Origin of the sequence: Alloyangia mangrovi, from assembly GCF_002300555.2 — a bacterium.
Classification (GTDB): Bacteria; Pseudomonadota; Alphaproteobacteria; order Rhodobacterales; family Rhodobacteraceae; genus Salipiger; species Salipiger mangrovi.
In genome coordinates this window covers 1-18,566 of sequence record NZ_NTHN02000021.1, presented here as the reverse complement: position 1 = coordinate 18,566, position 18,566 = coordinate 1, and the positions used below count along the sequence as shown (strand labels likewise).

Below are 18,566 nucleotides of genomic sequence, written 5' to 3'. Positions count from 1 at the left end.
TTAGCCCAGCAGGACCGTGGTTTCTTCCACGAAGGAAGCCACGGGAACGTGAAGGTTCTGCGGCGCCGGACCCTTGCGGATGCGACCTGCGGTATCGTAGTGCGACCCGTGGCAGGGGCAGAACCAGCCCCCGACGCCGCCCGCAGTGAAATCACCGGCATTGCCCAAAGGCACGCAGCCCAGATGCGTACAGACGCCCATCATCACCAGCCATTCGCCGGCCTCGTCGAGGGTCCGGTTCTGGTCGATGGCGTCGGACCCGGCGGGAACGTTCTCGTTCCGGGCCTGGGTGTCGACGAGCTGATCCATCGTGACCGCGCGGGCTTCCTCGATTTCGGCTTCGGTACGGCGACGGATGAACACCGGCTTGCCCAGCCATTTCACCGTGAGCTGGGTGCCGGTCTCCACTCCGGACACGTCAACTCGAATGGTGCTCAGGGCCCGGACGTCGGCCGACGGGTTCATCTGGTTGACCAGCGGCCAGACGGCCGCGCCAGTGGCGACTACGCCGGCACCGCCGGTGGCGTAGAAGAGAAAATCTCTTCGGGTGCCTTCGTGATCTTCTGCTTGTGACACGGGGTCTTCTCCATTCCTCATTGGCCGGGTTCGCGGCCGGCCGACACGCAGATAAAGCCGCGCAAGAACGCAGCATTTCCGTCCGTTGTATTACCGACCCACCCTACGTCCGTAAAGCAAACATAACAGCTACATTGACGGGAGTGCCGATGTGTCGCGGTTGAAACGCGGTGCAGACGGAAGATATTAGGCAGTTAAGACGTAAAACCTTGAACGAAGTTTACCCGAGGGAGCCCCGGCCATGAGAGCCCTGATTCTGCCAACCGCGCTGTTTGTGACCGGGCTCGCCGCCCCCGCCTTCGCGCAAGATTTCGAAGCATCGGTCTACACGGGCTGGCAGACCGCCCCGCACAGCCGCATCTCGGGCGACATGCCCGGCACCGGCGAGAGCTTCGACGAGCTGATCGGCTGGGAAGGCAAGTCCTTCGAGATGCCGCCCTACTGGGGTATCCGCGGCACCTGGTGGCAGAGCGACACCTTCGGCTGGGCGCTCGAGTTCACCCACGCCAAGGTCTATGCCAACGAGGACGACCGCGACGACGCCGGCTTCGAGACGCTGGAGTTCACCGACGGGATCAACATCCTGACCGTCAACGCCATGCAGCGCTGGCCCGAGCACTGGGGCAAGCTGACCCCCTTCGTGGGCGCCGGTCTCGGCATCGCGGTGCCGCACGTCGAGGTGGCCACCACTGGCGGCACGGATGACACCTTCGAGTACCAGTACACCGGCCCCGCCGCGCGCCTTCTTGCGGGCGTCAGCTACCCGATCAACGACACCTGGTCGGTCTACGGCGAATACCAGTTCACCTACTCGTGGAACGAGGCCGATCTCGACGAGGGCGGCACGCTCGAGACCGACATCAAAACCAACGCGCTGAACGTCGGCGTCTCGATGAAGTTCTGAGGCGGCCCCTTCTGCGAAACGACAAAGCGCTCCTCTCGGGGAGCGCTTTTCTTTTGCGGCCGCCGCCAGCGCGTCAGCGCTTCTTGACGAATTCGGTGCGCAACACCAAGCCCTTGATCGTCTCGTGCCGGCAGTCGATCTCTTCGGGGTTGGCGGTCAGCCGGATCGAGCGGATCACCGTGCCCTGCTTCAGCGTCTGCCCGGCGCCCTTCACCTTGAGGTCCTTGATCAGCACGACCTGGTCGCCATCCGCCAGCAGGTTACCCGCTGCGTCGCGCACCTCGACCGCGCTCTCGGCAGCAACCTCCGAGGCCGGTTTCCATTCGCCGCTGGCCTCGTCGTAAACCCACTCTTCGTCCGACATCGCGGCTCTCCTCAGCTCGTGCGCCGCTTGCGCGGCAGCATGATGATCACCGCCGCCACATAGGCGACGCAGACCAGCGCGAGGCTGATCCAGGCGTAGGTCAGCACGGCAGCGCCGACGAAGGCGACCCCGACCAGCACGTATTTCACGTTCTGCCGCGAGATGCGGGTGGTCTTGAAGGACCAGGTGGGGATGCGGCTGATCATCGCCAGCCCCGCCAGCACCAGCCAGGCAGCCAGCACGAGATCCGGGAACAGCGGCCCTGCCCCGAGCCCGAAGCTGAGGTACATCGGCAGCATCGCCAGCAGCGCCCCCGCCGGAGACGGCACGCCGGTGAAATAGGCGTTGTCATGCGCCTTGTCCTCGGACTTGCGCATGACGTTGAACCGGGCGAGGCGCACCACCGCGCAAACGGCGAAGACCAGCACCGCGATCCAGCCGAAGTTGCGGCTGTCCTCGAGCGCCCAGTTGTAGATCAGCAATCCCGGCGCAACGCCGAAGTTGAGGAAATCCGCGAGGCTGTCGAGCTCTGCGCCCATGCCGCTCTCGGACTTCAGCGCGCGGGCAAGGCGGCCGTCGAGCCCGTCGAGCACCGCCGCAAGCAGGATCAGCTGCACCGCGAGCTCATACGATCCCTGCAGGCCGAAGCGGATCGCCGTCAGGCCGGCGCAGATCGCCACCACGGTCAGCACGTTGGGCAGAAGCTGGATCAGCGTCACCTTCTCGGCGGCGCGGGCCTTCGGATCCTCGATCGGCTGCTCGTCATTCATTCGGCGGGCTCCCCAGATCAGTGGTCAGGTTGGCGATGATGCTCTCGCCCGCGACCATGGTCTGGCCGATCGAGACCAGCGGCTCCACTCCCGCGGGCAGGTAGACATCGAGACGCGATCCGAAGCGGATCAGGCCGAAGCGATCACCGCGGTTCAGCCGGTCGCCTTCCTTGACCCACCACATGATGCGGCGCGCCACGAGACCCGCGATCTGCACCACGGCGATCTCGCGCCCGTCCTCGAGGCGGATGCGCAGCGCGTTGCGCTCGTTGTCCACCGAAGCCTTGTCGAGCGAGGCGTTGAAGAACTTGCCCGGGCGGTAGGCGACAGAGACGATTTCGCCGGTCACCGGGGTGCGGTTCACGTGGCAGTTGAAGACCGACATGAAGACCGACACGCGGGTCATCGGCACGTCGGGCATGCCGAGCTCGGCCGGCGGCACCGCGGGCTCGATCAGCGAGACCACGCCGTCGGCGGGCGAGACCAGCAGGCCGGGGCGCTGCGGTACGATGCGCTCGGGGTCGCGGAAGAAGTAGTAGCACCAGATCGTCAGGCCGACGCCGATCCAGCCCAGCGGCTCGCAGATCAGGAAGAGCACGACAGTGATCGCGGCAAAGATGCCGACGAACTTGCGCCCTTCGGGGTGCATCGGCTTGATGAAAGTGTCGCGCATCCGCATGGAAAATCCTTCCGGGCTTGGAACTCGTGGGGTGCTCGCAGCTAAGCCGAAGCGGCCCCACGTGCAAGGGTTTTGGGCTTCCGGCCGGGCAAAGCGGCTCAGGACGTCGGGTCGGTGGCCTTCATCGAGTCGCGTTCGGCAAAGGCCTCGAACCAGGCGGCCAGCGCCGGGCGCCCGATCCGCCACTTGCGCGCATCGTGGCGGAAATCGAGATATCCCAGCGCGCAGGCCACGGCGATATGCCCCATGTCCATGCGCCCGGCGAGATGGCTCATCCAGCGCGTCTCGAGCGCATCGAGCGCCCGTGCCGCCTTGCCCCACTGGCCTTCGATCCAGTCCATCGAGACCATCTCGCGGGCACGGAAGCGCTCTTCGTAGACGATCAGCACGGCAGCATCCATGATCCCGTCCGCCGTGGCCTCGAGCACCAGCGTGTCCCAGACCCGGCTTTCGGGATAGAGCCCGCCTTCCGCGCGCGCGTCGAGGAAGCGGCAGATCACCCGGCTGTCATAGAGCGTCGGCCCGTCCGGACGCACCAGCGCCGGGATCTTCCCCACGGGGTTGGCGGCGATCAGCGCCGGGTCGGGCGCTACCGGCGAGGCCGCGACCTGCACTTGCTCCACCTGATCGATCTGGCCGGTCTCATGCAGGGTGACGAGCACCTTGCGGACGAAGGGCGACGGCCCGGCCTGCAGAAGTTTCATCGCGGCTCTCCTTGCGCGGTTGTCGCGGGGAGCCTAGCGCGCTGGCCCGGAAAGGAAAACAGGCAGCCGCAGGGGTGGCGAACCCCGGCCCACCCCGCGATTTTCCAGGGCGCGCTCCTGCCCAAGAACGCAAAACGGGGGGCCGAAGCCCCCCGCCTGCTGCCCGAAGGCAGACGTCCATATGGACCGGCAGATTACATCATGCCGCCCATGCCGCCCATGCCGCCCATGTCGGGCATCGCGGGCGCGTCTTTTTGCGGCTTGTCGGCCACCATCGCTTCGGTGGTGATCAGCAGGCCAGCAACCGAAGCTGCGTCTTCCAGTGCGGTACGCACGACCTTCGCGGGGTCGATCACGCCGAACTTGAACATGTCGCCATATTCATCGGTCTGCGCGTTGTAGCCGAACTTCAGGTCGTCCGATTCACGCACCTTGCCTGCGACGACCGAGCCGTCCACGCCTGCGTTCTCGGCGATCTGGCGCAGCGGAGCTTCCAGGGCCTTGCGCACGATGGCGATACCGGCGTTCTGGTCGGAGTTCATGCCGGTCAGACCTTCGAGGGTCTTGGCGCCCTGCACCAGAGCGGTGCCGCCGCCGACGACGATGCCTTCCTGCACGGCTGCGCGGGTTGCGTTCAGAGCGTCGTCCACACGGTCCTTGCGCTCTTTCACTTCAACCTCGGTCATGCCGCCGACGCGGATGACGGCCACGCCGCCAGCCAGCTTGGCAACACGTTCCTGCAGCTTCTCGCGGTCGTAGTCCGAGGTGGTTTCCTCGATCTGCGTGCGGATCTGAGCCACGCGTGCTTCGATCTCGGCCTTGTCGCCGTGACCGTCGACGATGGTGGTCTCGTCCTTGGAGATGTTGATGGTCTTGGCGGTGCCGAGCATGTCCATGGTGACATTCTCGAGCTTCATGCCCAGATCTTCCGAGATCACCTGGCCGCCGGTCAGGATCGCGATGTCCTGCAGCATGGCCTTGCGGCGGTCGCCGAAGCCCGGTGCCTTGACAGCTGCGATCTTCAGGCCGCCGCGCAGCTTGTTGACCACGAGGGTCGCCAGCGCTTCGCCTTCGACGTCTTCCGCGATGATCAGCAGCGGCTTCTGCGACTGGATGACCTGCTCGAGCAGCGGGACCAGCGGCTGCAGCGACGAGAGTTTCTTCTCGTGCAGCAGGACGAGGCAGTCGTCGAGCTCTGCGATCATCTTGTCGGCGTTGGTCACGAAGTAGGGCGACAGGTAGCCGCGGTCGAACTGCATGCCTTCGACGACGGTGGTCTCGGTCTCGAGGCCCTTGTTCTCTTCGACGGTGATGACACCCTCGTTGCCGACCTTCTGCATCGCGTCAGCGATCTGACGGCCGATTTCGGCTTCGCCGTTCGCCGAGATGGTGCCGACCTGAGCAACTTCGTTGCTGTCGTTGACCGGGCGGGCCGCTGCTTTGATCGCTTCGACGACCTTGGCGGTTGCCAGGTCGATGCCGCGCTTCAGGTCCATCGGGTTCATGCCGGCCGCAACGGCCTTCATGCCCTCTTTGACGATCGCCTGAGCGAGAACGGTCGCGGTGGTGGTGCCGTCACCGGCTTCGTCGTTGGTGCGGGAAGCAACTTCCTTCACCATCTGCGCGCCCATGTTCTCGAACTTGTCTTCCAGTTCGATTTCCTTGGCGACAGAGACACCGTCCTTGGTGATGCGCGGTGCGCCGAACGACTTGTCGAGCACGACGTTGCGGCCTTTCGGGCCGAGGGTCACCTTCACCGCGTCGGCGAGGATGTTGACGCCCTTGAGCATGCGTGCACGGGCGTCGCTGTTGAATTTCACGTCCTTGGCAGCCATCTGCAAGTACTCCTGAAATTTGAATGAATGTCTGGCGTAGCGGGGCGCGAGGCCCCTGGGCGATCAAAGGATCAGGCCGCCTCGGTGATGCCGAGGATGTCCGATTCCTTCATGATCAGCAGCTCTTCGCCGTCGATCGTCACTTCGGTGCCGGACCATTTGCCGAACAGCACGCGGTCGCCGGCTTTGACAGCCATTGCGATCAGCTCGCCGGAGTCCTTGCGGGCGCCTTCGCCGCAGGCCACGATCAGGCCCTCAGCGGGCTTTTCTTTCGCGCTGTCGGGGATGATCAGACCACCCTTGGTCTTTTCGTCGCTCTCAACGCGGCGAACCAGCACGCGGTCGTGAAGCGGTTTGAATGCCATCTTCGAGTCTCCATAGCTCAAAGGTTGTCCCTGTAGGCCCCCCGTGACATCCCGGACACCGCCGGGATCGAGGGCCGTTAGCACTCACCCTTGTGGAGTGCTAACGGCAGCATAGCTAGGCAGCCGCACGATTTGAGTCAACACTCCCCTCCGAGAAAATTTCGTGACACCCCGGCGGAGTCGGCGAACCCATGCCCGGCACATGTGCAGCCGCGGCTTTGTGTTCAAGATCTTCCGGAAGACCGTGGCATCTCTTCGCCGAATGTGATGACCTTACTGAGATCACAGACTCGAGACCTCCCATGGCAATCCCCTACACGCCGATCTCGGCGCCCTCGCCCCTGCAGGCGCCGCCGCATGACAACGCGCGCGGCTTCCTGTTCATGACGCTCGGCTTCTGCTTCTTCGGCCTGACCGACATGCTGGCCAAGCTGCTGACCGAGCATCTGCCGCTCATGCAGGTCGTCTGGTTCCGCCAGTCGGGGCTGTTCCTCGGCGTGGTGACGCTGCTGGCGCTGCGCGGCAGCCATGTCCTGCGCACCCCGCACCCGCTGCTGCAGGTCATGCGCGGGGTGATCGCGCTCGGCTCGGCCGCCTGCTTCATCATGGCGCTGCGCCACGTCGGGCTCGCCGATGCCACGGCGGTGACCTTCACCGCGCCCTTCCTCGTGACGATCTTCGGAGCGCTGCTGCTGAAAGAGCCGGTCGGGCCGCGCCGCTGGGCCGCGGTGGTCACCGGCTTTATCGGCATGCTGGTGGTGATCCGCCCCGGCATGGGGGTCTTTCACCCAGCCATCGGCTTCGCCTTCGTCTCGGCGGTCTGCTTCGCCGCACGGCAACTCCTGTCGCGCTATCTGAGCGGCGCGGACAGCATCGCCACCACGGTCAGCTACACCTCGCTGACATCCTTCCTGCTGTGCTCGATCCCACTCGCCGTCGTCTGGCAGACCCCGGAGAGCGGCTGGGTCCTGCTGCTCTGCCTGATGATCGCCGCCGCGGCCGGGCTGGGCGAGTTCCTCCTGATCCGCGGGCTGGATCTCGGCCAGGCCGTGGTCATGGCCCCGGTGCAATACACGATGATCATCTGGAGCACGCTCTACGGCTTCCTCGTCTTTGCCGACCTGCCAGATGCCTGGACCTTCGTCGGCTGCGGGATCATCATCGCCTCGGGGCTCTACACGCTCTACCGCGAACGCGTTCTGGCCAAGCGAGCCCGGCGGGTGACAGAGGACGCGCTGCGCACAGCCCCGAGCGAGGCCTGACAGCGGCACCGGAGCGAGGTCACTCCGCTGCCTCATCCTCCCAGCTTCCGGCCCAATGCACCAGTGCCGCGCGCCCCGGCTCGGTCAGCGCGTAGACCCCGACCCGCACCCGGGTGAACCAGCCATAGTGGTTGTCCGCCATCAGCCGGGTCGCCACCTTCACCCCGGTCGCCTCGGCCACGTCGCGCCCCCGGCTCTCGCCCGCCTCCACGAGGAAGGCAGCGCAGCGCAGGGCGTCCTGCCGGTAGCCGGTGACGATGCCGTGGCGGGTCGCGCCGCCGTCGTTGGGATCACCGGTGATCCGCCTAAACTCGCGCAGCAGCTTGGCCTGCCCGGCCTTGGTCTTGCGCGGTGCATAGGGGCCGGGATCGCACTGCACTTCGGCGCGCCCGTCCTTGACGGTGATGAACCCCAGCCCCAGCCGCCGGCACATTGCACGGTTGTCCTTCAGCGCCCGCCGCGCGGTGCGCCCGCTGGGTTTCGGCACGGCGATGTAGACAAGGTCGGACACCCGCAGCCGCGCCAGCGCCTGGTGGAACAGCGCCAGCGAGATCTTCAGCTTCAGCTCGACGATGACCGGCTCTTCCGCGCCGCGTATCGCCACGAGGTCGGCCGCGCCCACCTCGCCCTTCACCTCGTATCCCTGCGCCTGCAGAAGCGCCTTCACCGGCGCATAGAGTTCACTTTCCCGCAACATGGGCGCCACCATCGCCGCACGGCTTGTCGCTGGCAAGCCGCTGCCCTAGCCTGAGGCGAATATCCCTCCCAGTCAGGTTGTCAGCATGGTTCGCCCGTTCCTCGTTTCGCTTTTCCTGCTCCTGCCTGCCGCGCTGCACGCCGCCTGCGAAGGCAGCGACCTGCGCCCCGCGCTCACACCGGCGGAACAGGCCGAGCGCAGCCGAATGCTGGCTGCGATCCCCTTCCCCGAAGGCAATCGCTGGCGCGCCGAGCGGGATGGCAAGGTGATCCACCTCGTCGGGACCATGCACCTCGGCGACGCGCGGCTGGACGCACCCGTGACCCGGCTGACGCCGCTGGTGGAAAATGCCGGCCTGCTGCTGCTCGAGATGACCCGCGCCGAGGAAAAGCACCTGCAGAAGGCCATTGCCGAGGACCCGACGATGCTCACCCTCTCGGGCCCGACACTTCCCGAACTGCTGCCCGAAGCGGCCTGGCAGGCGCTGGCGGCGGCGGCGAAGGACCGGGGCATTCCCGCCGTCATGGCCGCCAAGTTCCAGCCCTGGTACCTGTCGATGATGCTCGCCACCCCGCCCTGTGCCATGGCGCAGCTCAAGGGCAAGAGCGGGCTCGACATGAAGCTGCAGGACATCGCCGACGCGGCCGAGGTGCCGACGCGCGCGCTCGAACCCTTCGACACCGTCTTTCGCCTGTTCAACGCCGAGCCGATCGAGGACCAACTCGAGATGCTGCGCACCGGGGTGCTCGACACCGACACCGCCGAAGACCAGTTCGCCACGCTCTTCGACGCCTATTTCGAAGAGGCCCATGCCGACACCTGGGTGATCTCGCGGCTGATCGCCCGCCGCGCCTTGCCCGAGGCACCCGAGGAGGTCGATGCGATGATGGAGGAGACCGAGGCGCAGCTCCTCACCGCCCGCAACAAGGCGTGGATCCCGGTGCTGATGCAGGCCTCGGCAGAGACCGAAGCCCCCGTGGTGGCCGCCTTCGGCGCCGCCCACCTGAGCGGCACCGATGGCATCCTGAACCTGCTCGCGGACGAGGGATACACCCTCACCCGCGAGACCTTCTGAGGGGTTGGGCCGAGCGGTCAGGCCGCCAGCCCGCGCCCCTTGAGCAGCGCCTCGACGCCCGGCATGCGGCCGCGGAACGAGGTGTAGAGCTCCTCGGCCTCGACCGAGCCGCCCTTCGAGAGGATGAATTCCTCGAGTCTCGACGCGGTGGCCGGATCGAAGGCCCCGCCCGCCTCCTCGAAGGCGGCGAAAGCATCGGCGTCCATCACCTCGGACCACATGTAGCTGTAATAGCCCGAGGAATAGCCGTCGCCCGCAAAGACATGGGCGAAATGCGGCGTGGCGTGGCGCATGGTGATCGCCGAGGGCATGCCGATCTCGGTCAGCACCTCGGCCTGTTTCGCCATCGGATCGTCGCTGGACAGGCCGCTGTGGAACTCGAGGTCGACCAGCGCCGAGGCCACGTATTCCACCGTCTGGAAGCCCATGTCGAAGGTCGCCGCCGCCAGCACCTTGACCAGCAGGTCTTCAGGCATGGCCGCGCCAGTCTCGGCATGGGTGGCGAACTCGGACAAAACCTCGGGCACTTCGAGCCAGTGCTCGTAGAGCTGGCTCGGCAGTTCCACGAAGTCGCGGGCCACCGAAGTGCCCGAAACCGAGCCGAACTCCACGTCCGAGAGCATCTGGTGCAGCGCGTGGCCGAACTCGTGGAACAGCGTGCGCGCGTCGTCGTAAGAGAGCAGCGCCGGCTTGCCCTTGGGCGGCTTGGCGAAGTTGCAGACGTTGATGACGATGGGGGCCTTCCGGGCCGGTCGCTTGGCCTGACTCTGCATCGCCGAGCACCAGGCGCCGGAGCGCTTCGAGGCGCGGGCGAAATAATCGCCGATGAAGACCGCGACATGCTCGCCGTTCCGTGTCACCTCCCAGGCCCGGCAATCGGGGTGGTAGAGCGGCTGATCCAGCTCACGGAACTCCAGCCCGAACAGGCGATTGGAGCAGGTGAAGGCCGCCTCGATCATCCGCTCGAGCTGCAGGTAGGGCTTCAACTCGGCCTCATCGAGATCGTGCAGCGCCTTGCGCCGCTTCTCGGCATAGTAACGCCAATCCCAGGCGCGGAAGTCGTCGTTGATCCCGTCGGCGCGCAGCATCTCTTCCATCTGCGCCTGGTCGGCCATGGCGGCGGCGCGGGCCGGCACCCAGACCTGCATCAGCAGATCGCGCACCCGTTCCGGCGTGCCGGCCATCTCGGTCTCGAGCTTGTAACTGGCAAAGTCCGGGTAGCCGAGCAGTGCCGCCCGTTCCTCGCGCAGGCCGAGGATCTCCGCCGCGATGCCCCGGTTGTCTGTCTCGCCGCCGTTCTCGCCGCGCGAGGTCCAGGCGCGCCAGGCCTTCTCGCGCAGGTCGCGCCGGGGCGAGAACTGCAGGAAGGGCACGATCAGCGAGCGCGAGAGGGTAATCACCGGACCATCGTGACCTCCGGCCTCACCCGCCGAGCGGGCACCGTCGACGACGAAGCTCGGCAGCCCCTCGAGATCCGCCTCGGAGAGCGGCATGACCCAGTCGGCCTCGTCCTTCAGCAGGTTCTGGGTGAACTGCGTGCCAAGCACCGCAAGGCGCGATTTCACCGCCTTCATGCGCTCCGCCTCCTCCCCGGTCAGCGCCGCGCCCGCGCGCAGGAAACCGCGGTGTGTCAGCATGAGCACCCGCGCTTCCTCCTCCGACAGTCCGAGGGCATCGCGCCGCTCCCAGAGATCGCGCACCCGCGCAAAGAGCCTCTCGTTGGAGTAGATCGCCGAGCTGTGCGCCGCGAGCCTGGGCGAGAAGTCGCGCTGCAGCGCCTGCCGCGCCTCGTTGCTGTCCGCCCCGGCCACCGTGAAGAACACCGAGAGCACCTTGTCGAGCGCCTCGCCCGCGCCCTCCATCGCCTCGATGGTATTGGCAAAGCTCGGCGCCTCGGGATTGTCGGCAATCGCCTCGATCTCGGCCAGATGCGCCGCCAGCGCCTGCTCGAAGGCGGGGGCGAAATCATCGTCGGAAATGCGCTCGAAGGGGGCGAGGCCGAAGGGCGTGTCCCAATCGGCGAGAAGCGGGTTGGTCATAGGCGGACTCCTTTTGCAGGCAACGTAGGTCGCCCCCGCGGCGCCCGCAATCCCGCCCGACCGCCTTCTTCAGACGCCAGCCCCGGACGCGCCGCGCCCGGCCCTTCTTCTAGGCAGAAATATCCCCGCCGGAGGCTCCCGCCCCCACCACCCGCGCCGCCCTCAGGGCCTGTCGCGCAGCCGTGCCTCGAGCCGCCGCAGGAGCAGCGACAGGGTGATGGTCATCGTGAGGTAAACGAGCGCCACCACGTTGTAGGTCTCGAAATAGCGGAAATTTCCCGCCGCCGTGACCTTGCCGAGCTGCGTCACATCGAGCACCCCCAGGACCGAGACCAGGGAGCTGTCCTTGACCATGGCGACGAAATCGTTCCCCAGAGGCGGCAGGATGGTGCGGATCGCCTGCGGCAGCACGATCAGCCGGAACACCTGGTAGCGGCTCAGACCCAGCGCCTCGGCGGCCTCGATCTGCCCCTCGTCGACCGACAGGAGCCCGGCCCGGAACACCTCGGCGATGAAGGCCGAATAGCCAATAGTCAGCGCGAGGATCGCCCGCCAGAGCAGCGAGAAATCCCGCACCCGCACCGGCTCGATCCCGAGGTGTCCGGCGATCCAGTTCCAGCCCGCCACGATCCCCGGCGCCAGCACGAAGGCAACGTAGAGCAGCAGCACGAGGATCGGGATGCCGCGCAGGATCTCGGTGTAGAAGCGCGCGATCTGGCGCAGCACCAGGCTGCGCGAGAGCGACATGAGCGCCACTCCCATGCCGATGAGCGAGGCCAGCACGAACCCCACCAGGGTCACGAAGACGGTGATCTGCACGCCCTTGAGCAGGGTGCGCAGCACCTGCGCCTGCACCTCGTCGGTCAGCACCGCGCCATAGGCCATCAGGCCGAGCACCCCGGTGGCGACGAGCCACCAGGGGAAGTCCTTCTTGGTCTGCGGTTTCATGCGCGGCGGGCGGGGCTCATTCGCCCATCTTGTAGTCGAGGAACCACGTCTTGTTCAGCGCGTCCAGCGTGCCGTCGGCCCGCATGCTCTCGATCGCAGCATCGATCGGTGCCACGAGGTCCGACCCCTTGGGAAAGATGAAGCCGAAGTCCTCGGAGCCGAGTTTTTCACCGACGATCTTCAGCGCCCCCTCCGAGGAGGCCACGTAGCCCTCGCCTGCGGTGCCATCGGTCAGCACGAGGTCGATGTCACCCGTGCGCAGCGCCTGCACACTGGCGCCGAAGGTCTCGAATAGGGTGATGCGCGGGGTCTGCTCGTTGCCATCAAGGACGTCGTAGACGCCGACGTAGAAGGGCGTTGTGCCGGGCTGGGCGCCCATCAGCAGGTCCTCGTCGGCGGCAAAGGAGGCCGCATCGGTGAAGCGATCCTCGTCGCCGCGCACCAGCATGACCATTTCCGAGCGCATGTAGGGCTCGGAGAAGTCGACCATCTCGGCGCGATCCTCGCGGATGGTGATGCCGGTCATGCCGATGTCGAACTGCCCCTCGCTCACCGCCGGGATCATCGCGTCCCAGGATATGTTCTCGTAGGAGACGGTCATGTTCAGGCGCTTGGCGATCTCGGCCATGGCGTCATATTCCCAGCCGATCGCCTCGCCGCTCTTGGGATCGACAAACTGCAGCGGCGGGTAGGCATTCTCGGTGACCACCACCACTTCGCGCCCCTGCAGGTCGGGCAGATCCTGCGCCAGAAGCGGGGTGGCAGCGAGCAGCGCGGCGGCGACCGCCGGGGCAGCTAGGGGCTTGAACATCAGGGAACCTCTCCGGAATTTTGTTGTGGCGCCAGTATGGCGAGCCGGGATGACTTGGCAAGATCGCGGCAAAGGGGTGGCCGCTGGGTCAGGCCGCGGTGCCGCAGACCGGGCAGTCGTCCTTGCGCTTGAGGGTGATCTTGCGGGTCTCGCCCCAGAGCGCGTCGTAGATCAGCATCTCGCCGAGCAGCGGCTGGCCGGCCCCGGCGATCACCTTCACCGCCTCGACCGCCATCATCGCGCCCACCACGCCGGGCAGCGGGCCAAGCACCCCCGCCTGCGCGCAGCTCGGCGCCATCCCCGGCGCGGCGGCAACCGGGAAGAGGCACTGGTAGCAGGGCGTGCCCCGCGCCGGATCGAAGACCGAGACCTGCCCCTCCCACTGGCTGAGCGCGCCCGAGACCAGCGGTTTGCCCTGCGCGACCGCCATGCGGTTGACGAGATAGCGGGTGTCTGTGTCGTCGGTGCCGTCGAGGATCAGGTCATACTCACCGATCAGCGCCTCGGCGATCTCCGGGTCCATCCGCCGGTGATAGGGCTTCACCGTCACGTAGGGGTTCTGCGCCTCCATGGCGGCCTGCGCCGAGAAGACCTTGGGCATGCCGATGCGGGCGTCGGTGTGGATCACCTGCCGCTGCAGGTTGGCGTTCTCGACCACGTCGTCGTCGATCACCCCGAGGGTGCCGACACCCGCCGCCGCGAGATACTGCAGCGCCGGTGCGCCAAGCCCGCCCGCGCCGACCACCAGCACCTTTGCATTGCGCAGTTTCTTCTGCCCCGGCCCGCCCAGCTCGCGCAGGACGATGTGCCGGGCATAACGCTCTAGCTCGCTGTCCGACATGCGGCCGGGTCCCGAGGGCGCCTCGGCGGCGCGCGCCGCCTCGCCCGCCAGCGCCCGCGCCTTCACCCGGCGCAGCACCAGCGCATAGGCCAGCCCCAGCGCCACGAAGCCGCCGAGGATCAGCCAGAGCGCCGGGCTGCCGCCGGTCAGTTCGCGCAGCCCGTGCCCGTGGGGCAGGGCGACCTGGATCATCAGCACGATCACGTAGAGCAGCCCCAGCAGGTAGAGCCGCGCCACCTTCGAGGCGCCGAGCAAATGCCCGAGCCCCCAGATCGCCGCGCCGAGACCCAGAACCAGCAGCATCAGCGGGTGCCCGTCGAGCCAAAGCCCCCCTCGCCGCGCACGGTCTCGGGCAGGCTCTCGACCAGCTCGAAGGCGCTTTGCACGACGGGGGCGACGATCATCTGCGCAATGCGCTCACCATGGGCGACTGTGAAGCTCTCCTGCCCGGCGTTCATCACGATCACCCCGAGCGGGCCGCGGTAGTCGGAATCGATGGTGCCGGGCGTGTTCGGCAGGGTGATGCCGTGTTTCAGCGCCAACCCCGAGCGGGGACGGATCTGCACCTCGTAGCCCTCGGGGATCGCCATGCGCAGGCCGGTGGGGATCAGCGCCCGCGCGCCCGGCGCCAGGTCGACCGCGCCCCGGTCGGGGAAGTTCGCCCGCAGGTCCGCCCCCGCCGCCCCGGCGCTCGCATAATGCGGCAGCCCCAGCTCCCGGTCCGCACCTTCGTCCCACATCATCGCCACAGAAACCACGGCTCGTCCTTTCCTTGTCGCGCGCCGTGCCTCAGCGGACCGGCGCTGTCATCTGAGAGTGAATGTCCCGATCAGCCGCCAAGCGCCACGGCGATGCGCTCCGCCAGTTGCGCGGCGACCGCCCGCTTGCCCATGCGCGGCCACTCCTCGGCGCCGTCCTCGGAGATCAGCACCACCGCGTTCTCGCTGCCGCCCATGATGCCGGTCGCCGGGGACACATCGTTGGCGACGATCCAGTCGCAGCCCTTGCGCGCCCGCTTGGCGGTGGCATTGGCGAGCACATCGTCTGTCTCGGCGGCAAAGCCCACGACCAGCTCCGGCCGCCCCTCGCTCATCTGAGAGACCTCGGCGAGGATGTCGGGGTTCTCGGCGAATTCCAACGTCGGCAACTTGCCCGCCTGCTTCTTGATCTTCGAGCCATTCTCGGCGGCCATGCGCCAGTCGGCCACGGCGGCGGCGAAGACCGCCGCCTCGACCGGCAGCGCGGCAAGCACGGCGGCGCGCATCTCGCGCGCGGTCTCGACCTCGATCACCTCGACCCCGGTGGGACGCGGCGCATCGGCGGGACCGGTGACAAAGACCACTTCGGCCCCGAGATCGCGCAGCGCCTCGGCGATCGCCGTGCCCTGCGCGCCCGAAGAGCGGTTGGCAATGTAGCGCACCGGGTCGATCGGCTCATGCGTCGGGCCTGAGGTGACCAGCACCCGCCGCCCCTTCAAGGGGCCATCCGCCAGCGCCACCTCGATCGCCGCGAGGATTTCCATAGGCTCTGCCAGCCGCCCCGGGCCGAATTCGCCGCAGGCCATGTCGCCGTCGTTGGGGCCGACCACCCGCAGGCCGTCGCCTTCCAGCAACCTGAGGTTCCGCTGCGTGGCTGGGTGCTGCCACATGCGCACGTTCATCGCGGGGGCAATCAACACCGGCGTGTCGGTGGCCAGAAGCAGCGTCGAGGCCAGATCCCCCGCCAGACCCTGCGCCATCTTCGCCATGAGATCCGCCGTCGCCGGCGAGACCACCACCAGGTCGGCCACGCGGCTGAGCTGGATGTGGCCCATCTCCGCCTCTTTCGTCAGGTCGAAGAGATCGCGGTGGACCTCCTCCCCGGCCAGCGCCGAGACCGAGAGCGGCGTGACGAATTCCTCCGCCGCGCGGGTCATCACCGGAGTCACCGCGGCGCCGCGCTCGCGCAGCCGCCGGATCAGCTCCAGCGACTTGTAGGCCGCGATGCCGCCGCCGATAATCAGAAGTATCCGTTTTCCGGAAAGCATGGTGCCGCGCCCCTCGCCCATCGGGGCCGCCTGCCCCGCCTTCGGCCCCAAGTGTTAGAGGCCGCGCCGGGAAAACTCAATCCGCCCCGCCACGTCGTGGCAAGGCGGATCAGTTGCTCTGCGGCATCTGGAAGTCTTCGCAGGGATCGCCGCGCTCGGCGGGCGCGCTGTCCTCGACCAGATCGAAGCCGCCGTCCGGCGTCCCCTGCCCGGCCTCGCCCTGCCCAAGCGCCGCCACCGAGACCTCGCCCGCTGCCCGTGCCAACAGTGCCGGGGCCCCCCAGTCCTTGCGGGCGTGGCCATTGCCGGTGATCACCACCACCGGCCCGCCCAGCTCGGCGTAGGCCTCGAGCGCGGTCTCGGCGAGCCGCGCGTCGCGCAGACGCTGGATGCCCACCATGGTCGGCAGCATCTCGAGCGGCAGGGCGTTGCAATGGGCCGCCATCTGCAGTTGCTGTCGCGCTGCGTCCTCCTCGCGGTCGAGTGGCTCGTCCAGCCCGTAGAAGCCGGCGCTGGGGCCAAAGACCTTGCCCAGTTCACCCTTGCCAAGCGCCTGCGCTTCCTCGCGCGCGAGTTCCGCGCCGAAGACCTTGGCCTCGGGTGCCGCAGCGAAGATCGGGTAGTACATGGAGAAATCCGGCCAGCCGCTGTCGTTCCAGTCGAGCGCCGCCTCCAGCGCGGTCTGGTCCTTCACCAGTTCGGGCGTCACCCGCCCGGCCTGCTCGGGCGAGAGCATCTCGAAGACCAGCGCCACCGGCTTGATCTGTGACACCAACTCGGCCTGCCGCGCATGGTGGGCGGGGTTGTCATGGACTTCTCCAAGAAACGCCACATCCGCCCCCATGAGGGCGGATGTGCCATCCTGCGGAGAGACAGGACTTTGCTGCGCGAGAGAGGGCACAGCGAGAGACATCAGGGTCAGGGCAAGGGCTCGCATCATGCGAGGAAGTGTTGCACCTCGGTCGACTGCGCTTCAAGCGACTTGCGCATCTTGGCGAAGGCCGCGGCCTCGAGCTGGCGCACCCGCTCCTTGGACAAACCCAGTTCCTGTCCAAGGCTTTCCAGCGTCCGGGTCTCGTCACGCAGCTTGCGTTCGCGCACGATGAACCTTTCGCGATCGTTGAGCGAGGTCATCGCGGTGACCAGCCATTCGCGCAGCTGGGCGTTGTCGAGCTTGCCTTCGACGAGCATCGAGCTCTGCTCGCCCTCGTCTTCCAGCGTGTCGATCCATTCGCGACCGTCCTCGTCGGTGCTCTGCGTGGCGTTAAGCGAGTAGTCCGAACCCGACAGCCGGCCTTCCATCATCTCGACATCATGCAGCGGCACGCCGATCTCGGTCGCGATCATCTCGCGCAGCACGTTGCGGTTCAGCATCTCGCCGCGCGAAGAGGCCTCGCGCTCGAGCCGGGCCTGGACGCGGCGCATGTTGAAGAACAGCGATTTCTGGGAGGAGGTGGAGCCGGTGCGCACCATCGACCAGTTGCGCATCACGTAATCCTGGATCGATGCCTTGATCCACCAGACCGCGTAGGTCGAAAAGCGCACGCCGCGGTCGGGGTCGAACTTGTCGGCCGCCTTCATCAGGCCGAGCCCCGCTTCCTGGACCAGATCGTTCATCGGCGCCCCGTAGCGCTTGAACTTCGCGGCCATGGAAATCGCAAGCCGCATGTAGGCATTGATGAGCCGGTGCAGAGCCTGTTCGTCGCGCTGGTCGCGCCAGGCGTAGGCCAGACGCAGTTCGGTTTCCGCATCGAGCAGTTCCGCCTTCATCGCCCGGCGCGAGAGGGTCTGATCGTTGAAAGTCGAATCCAAAGCCATGCAAGGCCCCCGTTGGCTGGGCCGGGCGCGCCGGCCTCGTTACTCTTTGGTATAGTAACGACGCGTCACGCGATTTGGTTTCCGAGAAATTTTCACAAGCGGAGATCCGCGCCCCACCGGAGGTGGTCGAGCGGGCCGAATACGCCCTCAGCAACGAGGGTAAGGAGCGGAAGACGCGCATCACCCGTGAGCCTGCACCCGTCCCAAACCATTGTTTTCGCGCGTCTATCAAGAACTGCTCGCGACGCTCCTCCGCATCGCCTCTTGCGACTTGGACTTTATTTAGGGTGCCGCGATAAATTTTCCATGCACCGGCAGATTCCCACGCAGCTGTTAACCGATCATCAAGATCGATGCCCTCATCTTGGCGAACGCTGGCAGGAGGGGATCGCGGAGCATGGGGGCCTGCGCCTATACCGTCGCCTTTGACGGGGTCGAGGCACGCCTCGTCGAGGTGCAATGCGCCGTCACCCCGGGCGTGCCTGGCTTTGCCGTGGTCGGCCTGCCGGACAAGGCGGTCTCCGAGGCGCGCGAGCGCATCCGTGCGGCGCTGCAGGCGCTGGCCATCGCCCTGCCGTCGAAACGCATCACGGTGAACCTTTCGCCGGCCGACCTGCCCAAGGAAGGTTCGCATTTCGACCTGCCCATCGCGCTCGGCCTGCTGGCCGCGCTCGAGGTGATCCCGGCGGACGCGGTGGCCGAGACCGTCGCGCTCGGCGAGCTAACGCTCGAGGGCGCGCTGGTCGCGGTGCCCGGCGCCCTGCCCGCCGCGCTCACCGCCGCCAGCGAAGCGCGCAGCTTGCTCTGCCCCGCCGCCTGCGGCCCCGAGGCCGCCTGGGTCGCCTCCTGCCG

Annotated in this window: 20 protein-coding genes; 4 read left to right on the top strand and 16 right to left on the bottom strand. The window is 67.0% G+C overall.

The features are described from left to right. Positions 1–576, bottom strand: coding sequence for a ubiquinol-cytochrome c reductase iron-sulfur subunit (gene petA, locus CLG85_RS12825; RefSeq protein ID WP_095880549.1), 576 nt, complete (start codon positions 574–576; stop codon positions 1–3). A gap of 241 nt (positions 577–817) precedes the next feature. On the opposite strand from petA, the gene CLG85_RS12820 reads away from it, so the two are divergent. Next, entirely contained in the window at positions 818–1,480 is a 663-nt protein-coding gene (locus tag CLG85_RS12820) for an outer membrane protein (RefSeq protein ID WP_095880550.1), read from the top strand. Positions 1,481–1,553: 73 nt separating this feature from the next. Here CLG85_RS12820 and CLG85_RS12815 read toward each other — a convergent pair whose 3' ends face one another. From CLG85_RS12815 to CLG85_RS12790, 6 genes are all read right to left on the bottom strand, one after another. After that, positions 1,554–1,844 carry an alkylphosphonate utilization protein gene (locus CLG85_RS12815; RefSeq protein WP_095880551.1) on the bottom strand — a complete coding sequence of 97 codons (291 nt, stop codon included), beginning with the start codon at positions 1,842–1,844 and terminating at the stop codon, positions 1,554–1,556. An 11-nt stretch (positions 1,845–1,855) separates the two neighbouring features. Then, positions 1,856–2,614 (bottom strand): CDP-diacylglycerol--serine O-phosphatidyltransferase, encoded by a 759-nt coding sequence (pssA, locus tag CLG85_RS12810; protein WP_095880552.1) that lies wholly within the window; start codon positions 2,612–2,614, stop codon positions 1,856–1,858. Beyond that, the gene (locus CLG85_RS12805; protein WP_095880553.1) at positions 2,607–3,293 is read right to left on the bottom strand and encodes a phosphatidylserine decarboxylase; all 687 of its coding nucleotides are present in this window, start codon (positions 3,291–3,293) and stop codon (positions 2,607–2,609) included. Before CLG85_RS12805 ends, pssA begins: the two co-directional genes overlap by 8 nt. Positions 3,294–3,391: 98 nt before the next feature. After that, positions 3,392–3,997, bottom strand: coding sequence for a glutathione S-transferase (locus tag CLG85_RS12800; RefSeq protein ID WP_095880554.1), 606 nt, complete (start codon positions 3,995–3,997; stop codon positions 3,392–3,394). A 194-nt stretch (positions 3,998–4,191) separates the two neighbouring features. Beyond that, positions 4,192–5,832, bottom strand: a complete 1,641-nt coding sequence (gene groL, locus CLG85_RS12795) for a chaperonin GroEL (RefSeq protein ID WP_095880555.1) — start codon at positions 5,830–5,832, stop codon at positions 4,192–4,194. Between the two features lie 71 nt (positions 5,833–5,903). Continuing rightward, positions 5,904–6,197 carry a co-chaperone GroES gene (locus tag CLG85_RS12790; protein ID WP_092424824.1) on the bottom strand — a complete coding sequence of 98 codons (294 nt, stop codon included), beginning with the start codon at positions 6,195–6,197 and terminating at the stop codon, positions 5,904–5,906. A 302-nt stretch (positions 6,198–6,499) separates the two neighbouring features. Between CLG85_RS12790 and CLG85_RS12785 the strand changes: the two genes are divergently transcribed. Beyond that, entirely contained in the window at positions 6,500–7,459 is a 960-nt protein-coding gene (locus tag CLG85_RS12785) for a DMT family transporter (protein WP_095880556.1), read from the top strand. Between the two features lie 19 nt (positions 7,460–7,478). On the opposite strand, the gene CLG85_RS12780 is transcribed toward CLG85_RS12785, so the two are convergent. Continuing rightward, positions 7,479–8,156: a DUF2161 domain-containing phosphodiesterase gene (locus CLG85_RS12780; RefSeq protein WP_095880561.1), complete on the bottom strand. Its 678-nt coding sequence runs from the start codon at positions 8,154–8,156 to the stop codon at positions 7,479–7,481. Between the two features lie 85 nt (positions 8,157–8,241). Between CLG85_RS12780 and CLG85_RS12775 the strand changes: the two genes are divergently transcribed. After that, the gene (locus CLG85_RS12775) at positions 8,242–9,231 is read left to right on the top strand and encodes a TraB/GumN family protein (protein WP_095880557.1); all 990 of its coding nucleotides are present in this window, start codon (positions 8,242–8,244) and stop codon (positions 9,229–9,231) included. Positions 9,232–9,248: 17 nt separating this feature from the next. Here CLG85_RS12775 and CLG85_RS12770 read toward each other — a convergent pair whose 3' ends face one another. From CLG85_RS12770 to CLG85_RS12735, 8 genes are all read right to left on the bottom strand, one after another. Further along, on the bottom strand, positions 9,249–11,270 hold the full coding sequence (locus CLG85_RS12770) for a M3 family metallopeptidase (RefSeq protein ID WP_095880558.1): 2,022 nt from the start codon (positions 11,268–11,270) through the stop codon (positions 9,249–9,251). Between the two features lie 162 nt (positions 11,271–11,432). Then, on the bottom strand, positions 11,433–12,218 hold the full coding sequence (locus tag CLG85_RS12765; protein ID WP_095880559.1) for an amino acid ABC transporter permease: 786 nt from the start codon (positions 12,216–12,218) through the stop codon (positions 11,433–11,435). Between the two features lie 16 nt (positions 12,219–12,234). After that, positions 12,235–13,029, bottom strand: a complete 795-nt coding sequence (locus CLG85_RS12760; RefSeq protein WP_260349031.1) for a transporter substrate-binding domain-containing protein — start codon at positions 13,027–13,029, stop codon at positions 12,235–12,237. 88 nt (positions 13,030–13,117) lie between these two features. Beyond that, complete coding sequence (locus CLG85_RS12755; protein WP_260349030.1) at positions 13,118–14,173, bottom strand: HesA/MoeB/ThiF family protein; 1,056 nt, start codon at positions 14,171–14,173, stop codon at positions 13,118–13,120. Next, positions 14,173–14,610 carry a dUTP diphosphatase gene (gene dut, locus CLG85_RS12750; RefSeq protein WP_375796921.1) on the bottom strand — a complete coding sequence of 146 codons (438 nt, stop codon included), beginning with the start codon at positions 14,608–14,610 and terminating at the stop codon, positions 14,173–14,175. Before dut ends, CLG85_RS12755 begins: the two co-directional genes overlap by 1 nt. 89 nt (positions 14,611–14,699) lie before the next feature. Continuing rightward, complete coding sequence (gene coaBC / locus CLG85_RS12745; protein WP_260349028.1) at positions 14,700–15,896, bottom strand: bifunctional phosphopantothenoylcysteine decarboxylase/phosphopantothenate--cysteine ligase CoaBC; 1,197 nt, start codon at positions 15,894–15,896, stop codon at positions 14,700–14,702. A gap of 109 nt (positions 15,897–16,005) precedes the next feature. Beyond that, complete coding sequence (locus tag CLG85_RS12740; RefSeq protein WP_260349027.1) at positions 16,006–16,836, bottom strand: ChaN family lipoprotein; 831 nt, start codon at positions 16,834–16,836, stop codon at positions 16,006–16,008. Next, entirely contained in the window at positions 16,833–17,714 is an 882-nt protein-coding gene (locus tag CLG85_RS12735) for an RNA polymerase factor sigma-32 (protein ID WP_095884324.1), read from the bottom strand. The genes CLG85_RS12740 and CLG85_RS12735 overlap by 4 nt, the downstream gene beginning before the upstream one ends. Positions 17,715–18,111: 397 nt before the next feature. Between CLG85_RS12735 and CLG85_RS12730 the strand changes: the two genes are divergently transcribed. Then, positions 18,112–18,566: magnesium chelatase domain-containing protein (locus CLG85_RS12730; RefSeq protein ID WP_311734994.1), on the top strand; the 455-nt coding region annotated here is incomplete at its 3' end.